At 68.9% G+C, this 13,616-nt stretch carries 15 protein-coding genes; 11 read left to right on the top strand and 4 right to left on the bottom strand.

Annotated elements, in window-relative coordinates; translation table 11 throughout:
• The first annotated feature begins 5 nt into the window (after positions 1–5).
• From OG385_RS32845 to OG385_RS32815, 7 genes are all read left to right on the top strand, one after another.
• Entirely contained in the window at positions 6–1,586 is a 1,581-nt protein-coding gene (locus OG385_RS32845) for an acyl-CoA carboxylase subunit beta (protein ID WP_266860396.1), read from the top strand.
• Positions 1,587–1,617: 31 nt separating this feature from the next.
• Complete coding sequence (locus tag OG385_RS32840) at positions 1,618–1,821, top strand: acyl-CoA carboxylase epsilon subunit (protein WP_266860395.1); 204 nt, start codon at positions 1,618–1,620, stop codon at positions 1,819–1,821.
• 94 nt (positions 1,822–1,915) lie between these two features.
• Entirely contained in the window at positions 1,916–2,389 is a 474-nt protein-coding gene (locus OG385_RS32835) for a cobalamin B12-binding domain-containing protein (RefSeq protein WP_266860394.1), read from the top strand.
• Positions 2,386–4,140, top strand: coding sequence for a biotin carboxylase N-terminal domain-containing protein (locus OG385_RS32830; protein WP_266861311.1), 1,755 nt, complete (start codon positions 2,386–2,388; stop codon positions 4,138–4,140). Before OG385_RS32835 ends, OG385_RS32830 begins: the two co-directional genes overlap by 4 nt.
• A 190-nt stretch (positions 4,141–4,330) precedes the next feature.
• Positions 4,331–4,774 carry a nitroreductase family protein gene (locus tag OG385_RS32825; protein WP_266860392.1) on the top strand — a complete coding sequence of 148 codons (444 nt, stop codon included), beginning with the start codon at positions 4,331–4,333 and terminating at the stop codon, positions 4,772–4,774.
• A gap of 210 nt (positions 4,775–4,984) precedes the next feature.
• A complete protein-coding gene (locus OG385_RS32820) occupies positions 4,985–6,163 on the top strand; it encodes an aminotransferase class V-fold PLP-dependent enzyme (RefSeq protein WP_266860391.1) in 1,179 nt (392 codons plus the stop codon).
• 229 nt (positions 6,164–6,392) lie between these two features.
• Positions 6,393–7,031, top strand: a complete 639-nt coding sequence (locus OG385_RS32815) for a hypothetical protein (RefSeq protein WP_266860389.1) — start codon at positions 6,393–6,395, stop codon at positions 7,029–7,031.
• Positions 7,032–7,100: 69 nt separating this feature from the next.
• Here OG385_RS32815 and OG385_RS32810 read toward each other — a convergent pair whose 3' ends face one another.
• A complete protein-coding gene (locus OG385_RS32810) occupies positions 7,101–7,484 on the bottom strand; it encodes a tautomerase family protein (RefSeq protein WP_266860388.1) in 384 nt (127 codons plus the stop codon).
• 374 nt (positions 7,485–7,858) lie between these two features.
• Positions 7,859–8,479 carry an ABATE domain-containing protein gene (locus OG385_RS32805; RefSeq protein ID WP_266860386.1) on the bottom strand — a complete coding sequence of 207 codons (621 nt, stop codon included), beginning with the start codon at positions 8,477–8,479 and terminating at the stop codon, positions 7,859–7,861.
• A gap of 141 nt (positions 8,480–8,620) precedes the next feature.
• Between OG385_RS32805 and OG385_RS32800 the strand changes: the two genes are divergently transcribed.
• The 3 genes from OG385_RS32800 to OG385_RS32790 all read left to right on the top strand — a co-directional run bounded on the left by OG385_RS32800 (position 8,621) and on the right by OG385_RS32790 (position 11,005).
• On the top strand, positions 8,621–9,592 hold the full coding sequence (locus OG385_RS32800; protein ID WP_266860385.1) for a pyridoxamine 5'-phosphate oxidase family protein: 972 nt from the start codon (positions 8,621–8,623) through the stop codon (positions 9,590–9,592).
• A 14-nt stretch (positions 9,593–9,606) separates the two neighbouring features.
• Positions 9,607–10,074, top strand: a complete 468-nt coding sequence (locus OG385_RS32795; RefSeq protein ID WP_266860383.1) for a nuclear transport factor 2 family protein — start codon at positions 9,607–9,609, stop codon at positions 10,072–10,074.
• A gap of 64 nt (positions 10,075–10,138) precedes the next feature.
• A complete protein-coding gene (locus OG385_RS32790; RefSeq protein ID WP_266860382.1) occupies positions 10,139–11,005 on the top strand; it encodes an alpha/beta fold hydrolase in 867 nt (288 codons plus the stop codon).
• Between the two features lie 120 nt (positions 11,006–11,125).
• On the opposite strand, the gene OG385_RS32785 is transcribed toward OG385_RS32790, so the two are convergent.
• Positions 11,126–11,569: a GNAT family N-acetyltransferase gene (locus tag OG385_RS32785; protein WP_266860380.1), complete on the bottom strand. Its 444-nt coding sequence runs from the start codon at positions 11,567–11,569 to the stop codon at positions 11,126–11,128.
• A gap of 77 nt (positions 11,570–11,646) precedes the next feature.
• Positions 11,647–12,330, bottom strand: a complete 684-nt coding sequence (locus OG385_RS32780) for a TetR/AcrR family transcriptional regulator (protein ID WP_266860378.1) — start codon at positions 12,328–12,330, stop codon at positions 11,647–11,649.
• Between the two features lie 106 nt (positions 12,331–12,436).
• Between OG385_RS32780 and OG385_RS32775 the strand changes: the two genes are divergently transcribed.
• Complete coding sequence (locus OG385_RS32775; protein WP_266860376.1) at positions 12,437–13,570, top strand: NAD(P)/FAD-dependent oxidoreductase; 1,134 nt, start codon at positions 12,437–12,439, stop codon at positions 13,568–13,570.
• The last annotated feature ends 46 nt before the right edge of the window (positions 13,571–13,616 follow it).

Genomic DNA, 13,616 nt, shown 5'->3' with positions numbered 1-13,616 from the left:
AACCAGTGAACGACATCAACACACACACGACGGCAGGAAAGCTCGCGGACCTGCGACGCCGGATCGACGAGGCATCGCACGCCGGCTCCTCGCGGGCGGTGGAGAAGCAGCACGCGAAGGGCAAACTGACGGCGCGTGAGCGCATCGAACTGCTCCTGGACGAAGGCTCCTTCGTGGAGCTGGACGAGTTCGCACGGCACCGCTCCACCGCGTTCGGCCTGGAGAAGAACAGGCCGTACGGAGACGGAGTGGTGACCGGTTACGGCACCGTGGAGGGCCGCCCTGTCGCGGTGTTCTCGCAGGACTTCACGGTCTTCGGCGGAGCCCTCGGCGAGGTCTACGGCCAGAAGATCGTCAAGGTGATGGACTTCGCCCTCAGGACGGGCTGCCCGGTCATCGGGATCAACGACTCCGGAGGCGCCCGCATCCAGGAGGGCGTGGCCGCGCTCGGTATGTACGGCGAGATCTTCCGCCGCAATACGCATGCCTCCGGGGTCATCCCGCAGATCAGCCTCGTCGTGGGACCCTGCGCGGGAGGCGCGGTGTACTCCCCCGCGATCACCGACTTCACGGTCATGGTCGACCGGACCTCGCACATGTTCATCACCGGGCCCGACGTCATCAAGACCGTCACCGGTGAGGACGTCGACTTCGAGGAGCTGGGCGGAGCACGCACCCACAACACGGACTCCGGTGTGGCGCACTACATGGCGGGCGACGAGAAGGACGCCATCGAGTACGTCAAGACCCTGCTCTCCTACCTCCCCTCCAACAACTTGAGCGAGCCCCCCGCGTTCCCCGAGGAGGCGGACCTGGCCCGCACCCCGGAGGACGAGGAGCTGGACAGCCTGATCCCCGACAGCGCGAACCAGCCGTACAACATGCACACGGTGATCGAGCACGTCCTGGACGACGCGGAGTTCTTCGAGACGCAGCCGCTGTTCGCGCCGAACGTCCTCACCGGTTTCGGCCGCGTCGAGGGACACCCGGTGGGCATCGTGGGGAACCAGCCGATGCAGTTCGCGGGCTGTCTGAACATCGACGCCTCCGAAAAAGCCGCACGCTTCGTGCGCACCTGCGACGCGTTCAACGTCCCGGTCATCACCTTCGTGGACGTGCCCGGCTTCCTGCCGGGTGTCGACCAGGAGTACGGCGGCATCATCCGGCGCGGCGCCAAGCTGATCTACGCGTACGCCGAGGCCACGGTCCCGCTCATCACGGTGATCACCCGCAAGGCGTTCGGCGGCGCGTACGACGTCATGGGCTCCAAGCACCTGGGCGCCGACCTGAACCTGGCCTGGCCCACCGCACAGATCGCGGTGATGGGCGCGCAGGGCGCGGTGAACATCCTGCACCGGCGCACCATCGCGGCCACCCCCGACGCAGAGCTGGAAGCCACCCGCAGCCGCCTGATCCAGGAGTACGAGGAAACCCTCCTCAACCCCTACACGGCGGCCGAGCGCGGCTACATCGACGCGGTGATCATGCCGTCGGACACCCGCGCCCACATCGTGCGGGGCCTGCGTCAGCTCCGTACCAAGCGCGAGTCCCTGCCGCCCAAGAAGCACGGCAACATCCCGCTGTAGCCCGGGACTCAGCCGGTGAAAGGACCGACCCATGATGATCAAGGTCGTACGGGGAAACCCGACCCCGGAGGAACTGGCCGCCGCACTGGCGGTGGTCCGGGCCCGCGCCGCGGCGGCAGCCGCCGCACCCGGCACACCGCCGGGCGCCCGCGACGCCTGGGCCGATCCCTCGCGCATCAACTCCCTGCCCCAGCAAGGGCCCTCGGCCTGGGCGCGTACCTACTGGCCGCGCTGAACAGCTCCACCAGCTCGTCGACAGGACAACTCACCGTGTCGTCACAGGCCGGCGCCCCTCCTCCCACCCCACTGACCACCCGATCGGAGAAGTCATGAACACCGTGCAAGAGGGGGCGCACCGTGCCGGCCACGCGCCGCCCCCGCGCGCTCGCGTGGTGATCGCCAAGCCCGGCCTCGACGGCCACGACCGTGGCGCCAAGGTCATCGCCAGGGCCCTGCGCGACGCGGGCTACGAGGTGATCTACACCGGCCTGCACCAGACGCCGGAACAGATCGCCGCGACCGTGATCGCCGAGGACGCCCCCGTACTCGGGCTCTCCGTGCTCTCGGGCGCCCACCTGACGATCATGCGGAAACTGATCCGGCTTCTCGCCGAAGAGGATGCCGACGACGTCCGCATCCTTGTCGGCGGCATCATTCCCGCCGCCGACATCGCCGCCCTGGAGGCGCTGGGAGTCGATGCGGTCTTCACCCCCGGCGCGGGCATCGGTGGAATCGTCGAGACCGTCGACCGCCTCCTCAGCACCACCCACACCACGGACCCTGCGCTGGAGCCGGCATGTTGAAGAAAGTACTCATCGCCAACCGTGGCGAGATCGCTGTCCGTGTCGCACGGGCCTGCCGGGACGCCGGGATCACGAGCGTAGCCGTCTACGCCGAGCCCGACCGGGACGCACCGCACGTACGCGCGGCCGACGAGGCGTTCGCCCTGGGCGGTGACACCCCGGGCACCAGCTACCTGGACATGGGCAAGGTCCTGCAGGCAGCGAAGGACTCGGGCGCCGACGCCATCCACCCCGGATACGGCTTCCTCTCCGAGAACGCCGAATTCGCCCAGGCCGTCCTCGACGCGGACCTCACCTGGATCGGCCCCCCGCCCCAGGCCATCCGCGACCTCGGCGACAAGGTCGCCGCCCGCCACATCGCACAACGCGCCGGCGCACCGCTGGTCGCCGGCACCCCGGACCCGGTCGAAGGCTCCGCCGAAGTCGTGGCGTTCGCCCAGGAGAACGGGCTGCCGATCGCGATCAAGGCGGCCTTCGGCGGCGGCGGGCGCGGCCTGAAGGTCGCCCGCACCCTCGAAGAGATCCCCGAGCTCTACGACTCCGCCGTACGCGAGGCCGTCGCCGCGTTCGGGCGCGGTGAGTGTTTCGTCGAGCGCTACCTCGACAAGCCCCGGCACGTGGAGACCCAGTGCCTGGCCGACCAGCACGGCAACGTCGTCGTCGTGTCCACCCGTGACTGCTCCCTCCAGCGCCGCCACCAGAAACTCGTCGAGGAAGCCCCCGCCCCGTTCCTGAGCCAGGCGCAGAACGCCGAGCTGTACGCGGCGTCCAAGGCGATCCTCAAGGAAGCCGGCTACGTCGGCGCGGGCACCGTGGAGTTCCTGGTCGGCGTCGACGGCACGATCTCCTTCCTGGAGGTCAACACCCGCCTCCAGGTCGAGCACCCCGTCACCGAAGAGGTCTCCGGTATCGACCTGGTCCGTGAGATGTTCCGTATCGCCGACGGCGAGGAACTCGGCTACGACGACCCGAAGCTGCGCGGTCACTCCTTCGAGTTCCGTATCAACGGCGAAGACCCCGGCCGCGGGTTCCTGCCCGCCCCCGGCACCGTCACCACCTTCGCCCCGCCGACCGGCCCCGGTGTCCGCCTCGACGCGGGCGTCGAGTCCGGCTCGGTGATCGGCCCCGCCTGGGACTCCCTCCTCGCCAAGCTCATCGTCACCGGCGCCACCCGCCAGCAGGCCCTCCAGCGCGCCGCCCGCGCCCTGGAGGAGTTCACCGTCGAGGGCATGGCCACCGCCATCCCCTTCCACCGCGCGGTCGTCACCGACCCCGCCTTCACCTCCGACCCGTTCCGCATCCACACCCGGTGGATCGAGACCGAGTTCGTCAACGAGATCCCGCCCTTCGCCCCCGCCGGCGGCGACACCGACGAGGACGAAGCAGGACGCGAGACGATCGTCGTCGAGGTCGGCGGCAAACGCCTGGAAGTCTCCCTGCCCTCCTCGCTGGGCATGGCCCTGGCCCGCACCGGTCTGGCCGCGGGCGCCAAGCCCAAGCGCCGGGCCGCGAAGAAAGCCGGCTCCGCCACGTCCGGCGACTCCCTCGCCTCCCCCATGCAGGGCACCATCGTCAAGGTCGCCGTCGAAGAAGGCCAGGAAGTCAAGGAAGGCGACCTCGTCGTCGTCCTCGAAGCGATGAAGATGGAACAGCCCCTCAACGCCCACCGCTCCGGCACCATCAAGAGCCTCACCGCCGAAATCGGCGCCTCCGTCTCCTCCGGCGCCACGATCTGCGAAATCAAGGACTGACCGGCGGAGGTCGGGTTCGTCGACAAACGCTGTCCTCAACCTGCTCGCAGGCAGCGGTGCCTCCGGTCAGGTTGAGGACACACCCCTGGACGCCCCTCAAACGCCGCCCTCTCCGGCCTGTGCTTGTCTGGGCCTGCGTGTGCTTGTCCGGGCCGGCGTGTGCTTGTCCGGGCTGATGACACAGCGGGAAGTGCCTCTGAAGCCTGTTCGGGTTACGCCTCCGATTGACGGTCTCGCCGCCGGGGCTTACCGGTACGACGCCGAGCGCGATGTGCTGACTCTGATCGCCGACGGCGACCACCGTGACCGGGTGGCCGGCACCACGCTCGCCGACCACGCCTGGCTACGGCAGGCGGCGGCACTGCTCCTGCTCAGCGGTGACCTGGAGGCGGCTGCGCAGCATTTCGCCGATCAGCCGCCGGTGGGACGGCGGGGCGCGCGGTACGTATGGCTGGAGGCCGGGCACGCCGGCCAGAGCATCTACCTCCAGGCCGCCGAGGCCGGCCTGGGGGCTGTGCTCGTCGCCGGGTTCGACGACGACCGGCTCCTCGGCCTCACCCCTGCGATCGTCCCGTCCGGCCAGCACCCACTGGCACTGCTCGGCGTCGGCCATCCAGCCGATCGGCAGAGCTGAATCTCCTCCCCGGCGGACGGCGACGCCGGCGCCATCAAGCCCGGGCCCGAGCCCTGCGGGCGGGGTACGAGGTGCGGCGCACCCCACGCCCCTTGCTCCATCCGCCGATTTCTGTGACCTGTCCTGACCGGAAACGTTGCCTTTACTGAAGTGAGGCGCTTTGGGACCGTGAAGGCCAGAGCGGCACCGCAGAGATGGGAAGCAAAGGGCATGGACGTCGAAACGCTCCGCCAGGACACCCCGGGCACCGCGAACCGGATCCACCTCAACAACGCGGGCGCGGGTCTGATGTCGCGGCAGACGCTCAGGGCCGTCACCTCCCACCTGGAGCTGGAAGCGGCGATCGGCGGCTACGAGGCCGCGGGACAGGAACGGGACCGCATCGACTCCACCTATGGGCACATTGCCCGGCTGGTGGGCGGCCGGGCGGACGAGATCGCGCTCTCCGACAACTCCACCCATGCCTGGAACACCGCGTTCTACTCCATGACGTTCAAGCCGGGCGACCGCATCCTGACGGGCCGGGCCGAGTACGGCAGCAATGTCCTCGCCTATCTTCAGACGGCCCGGCGCACCGGAGCCGAGGTCGTCGTCGTCCCCAACGACGAGTCCGGCCAGCTCGACACCACCGCCCTGGCGGACCTGATCGACGACCGCACCAAGCTGGTGGGCATCACCCATGTCCCCACCAGCGGCGGCCTGGTCAACCCGGCTGCCGAGATCGGACGCATCACCCGCGCGGCCGGCGTGCCCTTCCTCCTCGACGCCACCCAGTCCGTGGGCCAGTTCCCCGTGGACGTCGCCGAGCTCGGCTGCGACATGCTCACCGCCACCGGCCGCAAGTTCCTGCGCGGCCCGCGCGGCACGGGCTTCCTGTGGGTGCGCCCCGAGGCACTCGCCTACCTGGAGCCGCGCGTGATCGAGATCGCCGCTGCCACCTGGGACGGCAAGCGCAGCTTCACCTGGAACGACGGCGCGCGGCGTTTCGAGACCTGGGAGGTCAGCTACGCCAGCGTCCTGGGGCTGAGCGCCGCCGTCCAGCAGTGCCTGGACATCGGCATGGACGAGATCGGCCGGCGCACTCTCGCCCTCGGCACCTACCTGCGCGACAAGTTGGACGCCGTGCCCGCCGTCACCACCTACGACCTCGGCCGGCGGCGGTGCGCGATCGTGACCTGCAAGGCCGAGAACATGACGACGGCCGATGTCGCGGCCGCCCTGGCCGGGCACGGCATCAACGTCAGCACCACCGACCCGGTGCAGACCCAGTTCGACGCCGAGGACCGGGACGTCCACCCGCTGGTACGCCTCTCGCCGCACTACTACAACACCGAGGCCGAGATCGACCGCGCCGTCGAAGTCCTCACCGAACTCACCTCAGCTTGCTAGCCACTTGCGCACGGCGGGTCGGGTCGGACGGCCCCGTCCGAGGCGCCGTAGCTGGTACGGGACGCGCGCCATACCGGCAGCCGCGCCGATGGACTTACCAGTTCAAGAGGCTACGCATCCGCTATGAACGCCGCGCCGACCTCCACCACGGGTTCCTGCACTTGGCGTGCCGCCTCATCTGTCTCCACCGAGCAGGCACCGTCCCGAAAGGATCAGTAGGGTCGACGGTGTGCACGATGTGCGAGTGATCTTGATCGGCGGGACGTCGAACGTCGGGAAGTCGACCGTTGCCGAAGCGGTGGCGGGGAAGCTCGGGTTCGAGTGCCTGACCACTGACGGGCTGGCCCGGCACCCCGGGCGGCCCTGGAGGACCCCGGAGTGGGAGGTGCCGGCACACGTCGCCGAGCACTACGGATCACTCACAGTCGACCAACTGATCACGTCCGTTCTGAGCCACTACGACCGGCTGTGGCCCCGCATCGAAGAGCTGATCGCCGCCCACACGACTGAAGGTCGCAGCAACACGGGCCTTGTCCTGGAGGGATCGGCACTCTGGCCCGACCGCGTCGCGAGGCTCCAGGTCCCGTACACGGCCGCCGTGTGGCTCACCGCGGACGACGCCGTGTTACGCACCCGTGTTCACGTAGCGGGCCGCTATGAAGCAGCTACATACGAGGAACGGCACCTGACGGACAAGTTCCTGTCCCGCACGGAGCGCTACCAGGCACTCATGATCGATGCCATCGACAGGTTGGGCCTGGATCGCATCGACGCGAGTGGCGGACGGTCCATTGCAGAGCTGGCTGACACGGTGCTCGCAGCAGCCAACGCGCAGAACACGGTGGGGCGGTCATCCGCCGGCCGGTGACCAGTGTGGCCCTCACCTACGCCGGATTCCGACGCCAAGCCCGTCAGCAGTTTGTCTTGAAACGATCAGTCAGTCGAGATACTGGGCCTCCCCGTTGCCGAGCGACCAATCTGCATCGGTGTTCTCGGTCAGTACGATGAACACGTTGCGGGGTTCCGTCTCTGCGTATTCCTGGGCGAGTTCGGCGATACGACGGTACAGCGCCTGCTTCTGCTCGGCAGGCCGACCACCCCGCAACGTGATCGACACGTACACGATGCCATCGTCCCGCTGTATGCCGAGATAGGTGCCGTGCCGCAGAACGCTGCGCTCTCCGTCGTGTCCGGTCAGGATCTGGAAACGGTCGTCGTCCGGGAAGCCCATCGCCTCGCCCAGCGCTTCTTGGACGGCCCGCCCCAATGCCCTCAATCGCTGGGCGTCACAGCCCATAGCATCGATACGAACAAGCGGCATGAAGCCTCCAGGCGCGAGTTACGACATGACATCCGTGATCATACGTCCCACTGGGTACAGCTGACCGGTCTGTACCGGGCCCTCAAACGCAACCGCCTTACCGACCGGGCGATTGGCCTTCGGGGAGGCGCGGGGGCCGTCTGAACCACGCGACCGCCCGACGCCCCGCGACCGCGCAGTTGTCCACGCGATGACCGCCCGGTTCATGGCGTTCGACTCGTGCAATTCAGTCCATCCACGGGGCACACCTGACTGGTCTCTCGCGACCAAGTAGCCCCCGCAGCCGCAGTTTTGGAAGGGGAACGTCCATACCCATGCCACGACGACCCTGAGTTGCCGACTCTGGTTGAGACCGTGAAGCAATGCCCCGACTCTCAGTCGGTGGTCTTGCGGTGGCGCTGGTAATGGCGGGCGGAGCGGGCGCGGTTGCCGCAGCCTGCGGAGCACCACTCCCGGCGAGGGTGGTTCTTGAGGAAGTACAGGACGCACCCCGGCGCCAGGCACGCGCGCAGTTGATGGCGGGAATCCCGGCTGAAGAGCGCGACGGCTTCCTCGGCGATGGCGGAGACGGCGGCAGAGGGCGTCTGCCCGCCGGTGCGGGAATGGCGCGAGGGCTCCTGGCCAGGCGTCCAGGACAATGCGGACCAGTGAGGTGTATCGCCGGCGGCCCCGTTGAGCACGGTGACGGCCGCCTGCAACTCGCGGGGGGCGGATACGGCCGTCGGGCGTGGATCCCCGGTGGCCTCAGCGGCCAGCCTGCGCAGCGCGCCGCGCAGGCTGATCAGTCGGTCGCCGAGGCGGTCGAGGTCCGACGTGGCGAGGGCGTCGAGATCCCCCGGGGTCATCAGATCCGTCCGGGCAGCGACAGCGTGCAGCCAGGCCCTGGTGCCGCCGGGATCCCGCAGCGCGTCGTGCACGCCGTCCCGGTCCGCCCAGATCGTGTTCATCAACTCCACGGGAAGCGGCTCGCCCAGCAGCGGTGCCTTCGTATCCATGGCATCGAGGCTACCGCACTTCTAACGGTTGAAGCGCGCCCCATCCGTTTGACATGAGGGGTTGCCGGTGTCATCGTTTTCCTAACGGTTACGAGCGCGCTCAAGCGTTGGAACCCGAGTCGTCGAAGGAGGCCTGCTCTCATGAACGGTTCCGTCCCCGTCGAGCCCGGCACCGCGACCGGCAACACCACCTCGGGCTTCCATGAGGGTGAGCTGGCGGTGCAGCGCCAGGCAGGCGTAACCAGGGACGCGGCCCGGCTCACGGGCATGCTGGCCCCCGCCCGACTGCGCAGCGGCGTGACCCGGTTCCTGGCGGAGCAGACCTTCGCGGCGATCACCGCACGCGACGCTGACGGCACACTGTGGACCTCCCCGCTCACCGGCCCGCCCGGATTCCTCCACGTCGCCTCACCGACTGCGCTCGACGTGCGGTCCCTGCCCGCCGAGGGCGACCCACTCCAACACCTGCTGAACAGCCGGCCGGTCGGGCTGATCACCGTCGAGTTCGCCACCCGCAGACGCCTGCGTGTCAACGGCACCCTGTCCCGTACTGACAGCGACGGGCTGCGCATCATTGTGGAGCAGGCGTACGGCAACTGCCCCCAGTACATCCAGAGCCGACGCCTTCACACCGCACCCGCCCCGGCCACCAGCGCGGGACCTGTCCGGCACGGAAGCGCGCTGACCCGGGAGGACGCCGAGCTGATCCGCAGGTCCGACACCTTCCTGATCGGCACCTCCCACCCCGCTCGCGGCAACGACACATCGCACCGCGGCGGGCCGCCGGGATTCGTCCGGGTCGAGGACGGGCGGCTGTGGTGGCCCGACTACTGGGGCAACAACATGTTCAACACCCTCGGCAATCTCCAGGCCGACCCCAGCGCCGCACTGCTCTTCTGCGACTTCACCACCGGCCGTACCCTCCATCTGTCCGGCCGGGCCGCCCTGGAGTGGACCGACCCGGGCACCCCCGGCGACGACGACCGCACCGGCCGCCGCGTCCACTTCACCCCTCACCACCTGATCGCCGGCCGGCTACTGACGCTGCAAGCCGACTCCGTCACCGCCGCGCCCGACAACCCGCCGCTGACCGACCCACCCACCGCACAGTGAAGGACAGCCCTGCCATGACCGACGCACGCCCGCCCTTCCCGCCCTTCGACATGGACGGCGCCCTTGCCAAGGTCCAGGCAGCCGAAGACGCCTGGAACACCCGCGATCCGCACCGGGTCGCTCTCGCCTACACCGAGGACTCCGCCTGGCGTAACCGGGACACGTTCCTTACCGGCCGGGACGAGATCGTCGAGTTTCTCACCGCCAAGTGGGACCGCGAACTCGACTACGTACTGCGCAAGAGCCTGTGGAGCTTCCACGAGAACCGCGTGGCCGTCCGTTTCCAGTACGAGTGGCACGACGCCGAAGGCCAGTGGTTCCGTTCCTACGGCAACGAACTGTGGGATTTCGCCGACAACGGGCTGATGCGCCGCCGTGAGGCCAGCATCAATGACCTGCCCATCGACGAGGCCGACCGCCGTTACTTCGGCCCCCGCCCCGAAAGCGGGCGCGGCCCCGGACACGACATCCCCCTCGCCTGAAACCACCTGTCGGCCCCGGGCCACGTGGCCCCGCCGAGTACGACACCGCAAGGAGTGAAGTGCCATGACCGTCAGCTTCCGCACCATCGACGTGGCCGGGTGCCGGGTGTTCTACCGCGAGGCCGGTGAACCAGGCGCACCGAAGTTGGTCCTCCTGGGCGGCTTCCCGTCCTCCTCGCACCAGTGGCGCAACCTCCTGCCCGCGCTGGCGGACCGCGGCTTCCACGTCGTCGCGCCGGACTACCCCGGTTCCGGCTACACCGAGGCCCCCGACGACTTCACGTACACCTTCGACCACCTCTCCGAGGTAGTCGAACAGTGGCTGACCGGGATCGGCTTCACGTCCTTCGGCCTCTACCACCAGGACTTCGGCGGCCCCATCGGCAACCGGATCATCGGCCGCCACCCCGACTGGCTGCAGTGGCAGGTCGTGCAGAACTCCAACGCCTACGAAGAGGGCTTCACCAAGGTGTGGGACGACATCCGGTTCAAGCTCTGGCAGGAGCGCACTCCGGAGACCGAGGCCGCGCTGCTGCCGTTCCTGCACACGGACGGCGTCAAGTCGATCTACCTCAGCGGGCACAAGAATCCCGAGCTCATCTCTCCGGACAACTGGACGGTGGACGTCACCTTCCTCGACCGGCCCGGCCGCAGGGCCATCCAGCTCGACCTTCTGGAGGACTACAGGACCAATCCGCCGCTGTACGAGACCTGGCAGGCGTCCATGCGCGAACACCAGCCCAGGACCATCATCTTCTGGGGGCAGGGCGATGTCTTCTTCACACCCGAAGGCGGCGACGCCTACCTCCGCGACCTGCCCAACGCGGAGATGCACCGCCTCGAATCGGGCCACTTCGCTGTGGAGGACCACGTCGACTACATCGCCGACAACATCGCCCGCTTCCACTCCGAGAACGTCGCACAGCACTGACTGACGTTCTGCCGGCGGCAGGAGTCGCGGTTGGCCACGGCGGCCATCTGATGAAAGTCCATGTCCGCCGCCACCCGGCCCAGGTGGTCGCCCGGCCGCGTGACGCCGGGAGAGAACCGACTACGCCTGTGGCCGCACAACGAACCGGTAGACCCGGGAATCGCGACTCCGGAAGCCCAGACGTTCGTACAGCCGATTCGCTCCCGGTCGAGACGGCCGCGAGGTGAGGTCGACGGTCCGCGCCCCAGCTGCTTCGGCCAGGCGCAGTGCCTCCCTGGTCAATGCCGCTCCAACACCGCCTCCCCGGGCCGCATCGTCGACCACGACATCTTCGATGCGGCCCCGCAGCCCTGACGGCAACGGAAACATGATCAGGGTCAGCATGCCGACCGCTCGGCCCTCGGTCCGGGCCAGCAGCAGAGTGTTGGCATCACTGCTCAGCAGCCGGACCACTGACTCATGGTCAAGTGCCCTTGCAGTACTCGATAGTTGGGGTAGCAGGCGCGTGACTGCTTCGACTACCTCATCAGTCGCCTCGCGGACGACCTCCACCTCGACGCTCATGATCGTGAACCCTACCGACAAGCATCGAAGCGCCGCGATCCCCCGCGCCCCGGAGCGCACGACCGCCGGCGACGCTCCTAGCGCAGGGTGGCGATACCCGCCAGGAAGATGTCGACGCCGGCGAGGAACTGCTCGCGGTCGTCGTGCTCACGCAGCCGCGTCGCCGCCGCGTGCACGAACGGGTACCGGTCGGGGCTCAGCTGCGCCCACTGCCCGGCCGCGGTGTCCAGGAAGGCTGCTCGGTCCATGCCGTCGGCGAGGCTCCGGGCGGTCGCGGCGTTCTGCACGGCGACGCCCAGGACGTAGTTCACGAGCGTGCCGGCAGCATCGAATCGCGCTTGTTCGGGGACTGCCAGGGAGTCCAACAGCCTGCCGATGCTCTCGTAGAAGTCCAGCAGCGCGGGCCGCCACGGTTGCCGGGAGAATTCCGCCCCGACCCAGGGGTGTGCGGCGATCGCGTCGAACAGGCCCAGGGCGAGGCGGCGCAGGGCTGCGCGCGGGTCCGCGTCGGCGACCGAGCCGGACAGCACGCCGGCGATGATGGCGTCGGTGGCGGCCGCGAGCAGATCGCTCTTGTCCGCTACATGGTGGTAGATCGCTCCGTAGCCCGTGTGAAGACGCACAGTGAGCGCGCGCAGCGTCAGCGCACTCTCGCCGCCACCGTCCAGGAGTTCGGTCGCGGTCTGGATGATCAGCTCCCTGGACAGCCCGTCCGTACGCCGCGGGGACCGGGCGGCCCCCTTCGCAGTTCTCTTCGCCATAGTCCGCAGTGTTGCACGGATGGATCGCCGCTCCAAAGTAAGTGCTAGCGTGTTTGGAGCGACGATCCAATGGGGATCGGTCCAGTGAGTTGAGTTCGGGGGAACCGTGACGACACCGGTAACGATCATCGGAGCAGGCCTGGGTGGCCTCGTGCTGGCCCGCGTGCTGCATGTGCACGGCATCCCGGCCACGGTCTACGAGGCGGAGCCCTCGCCGGACGGGCGCCGCCAGGGCGGCCTGCTCGACATCCACCCCCACAACGGACGGACGGCGCTGGAAGCTGCCGGCCTGGCCGAGGAGTTCCGCAGGCTCATCCTGCCCGGCCGCGAGGCGTACCGGGTCCTGGACCGGGCGGGCAACATGCTGCTCGACCTCCCCGACAACGGCACCGGCGAGCACCCCGAGGTGTCTCGCGGGGAGCTGCGACAGATGCTGCTCGACTCCCTGCCCGCCGACACTGTCCGATGGGGCCACAAGGTCACCGGCGTGAAGACCCTGGGCGAGAGCCTTCGCGAGGTCAGCTTCGCCGACGGCCCCACCGTCCTCTCGAGCCTGCTCGTCGGCGCCGACGGCGCGTGGTCGCGGGTTCGGCCGCTGCTCTCCGAGGCCACCCCCGAGTACTTCGGCGTCTGTAGCGTGGAGACGCTCCTCTTCGACAGCAGCACTCGTCATCCCGTCTCCGCGGCGGCGGTCGGCGCCGGATCACTGTTCGCTCTTGCTCCGGGCAGGGGCCTGCTGGCCCACCGGGAGGGCGGCGGAACCCTTCACGTCTACGCGCAACTGAAGAAGCCCCGGGAATGGATCACCGACCTCGACAGCGCCGATGCGGCCACCCTGGCCACGCGGGTGGCAAAGGAGTTCGAGGGCTGGGCCCCTGAACTCACCGCCCTGATCACTGACAGCGACACGCCGCCGGTGCTGCGCCCCATCTTCATGCTGCCGGCCGGACATCGCTGGGGCCGCGTGACGGGGGCGACGCTGCTCGGCGACGCGGCCCATCTCAGGGCGCCGAACGGAGAGGGCGCCAATCTGGCCATGCAGGACGGCGCCGAGCTCGGCCGGGCTCTCGCCGCGCACCCTGGCGATGTGGAGGCCGCGCTCGCCGAGCACGAACAGGGCATGTTCACGCGGGCTGCCGCCGTGGAAGCAGACGATGACGGCTTCTACACGGTCATGATCGATGACGACGCACCCCTCAGCCTGCTCGCTCTGATGACCGGAGACGAGCAGAGTCCGTGACTCACCGTGTTCGCCTGCGGCAACACCGGCAGCCCCTCGACATCAC

This window comes from Streptomyces sp. NBC_01306 (assembly GCF_026340465.1).
In the GTDB taxonomy this organism is placed as follows: domain Bacteria; phylum Actinomycetota; class Actinomycetes; order Streptomycetales; family Streptomycetaceae; genus Streptomyces.
The sequence above is the reverse complement of the archived record's forward strand: the minus strand, read 5'-3'. Positions and strand labels throughout refer to the sequence as shown.

Coding starts and splice junctions, on each gene's coding strand:
- OG385_RS32835 (WP_266860394.1), top strand. CDS start 1,916: ATGAACACCGTGCAAGAGGGGGCGCACCGTGCCGGCCACGCGCCGCCC.
- OG385_RS32810 (WP_266860388.1), bottom strand. CDS start 7,484: ATGCCGCTTGTTCGTATCGATGCTATGGGCTGTGACGCCCAGCGATTG.
- OG385_RS32790 (WP_266860382.1), top strand. CDS start 10,139: ATGACCGTCAGCTTCCGCACCATCGACGTGGCCGGGTGCCGGGTGTTC.
- OG385_RS32785 (WP_266860380.1), bottom strand. CDS start 11,569: ATGAGCGTCGAGGTGGAGGTCGTCCGCGAGGCGACTGATGAGGTAGTC.
- OG385_RS32795 (WP_266860383.1), top strand. CDS start 9,607: ATGACCGACGCACGCCCGCCCTTCCCGCCCTTCGACATGGACGGCGCC.
- OG385_RS32840 (WP_266860395.1), top strand. CDS start 1,618: ATGATGATCAAGGTCGTACGGGGAAACCCGACCCCGGAGGAACTGGCC.
- OG385_RS32820 (WP_266860391.1), top strand. CDS start 4,985: ATGGACGTCGAAACGCTCCGCCAGGACACCCCGGGCACCGCGAACCGG.
- OG385_RS32805 (WP_266860386.1), bottom strand. CDS start 8,479: ATGGATACGAAGGCACCGCTGCTGGGCGAGCCGCTTCCCGTGGAGTTG.
- OG385_RS32780 (WP_266860378.1), bottom strand. CDS start 12,330: ATGGCGAAGAGAACTGCGAAGGGGGCCGCCCGGTCCCCGCGGCGTACG.
- OG385_RS32800 (WP_266860385.1), top strand. CDS start 8,621: ATGAACGGTTCCGTCCCCGTCGAGCCCGGCACCGCGACCGGCAACACC.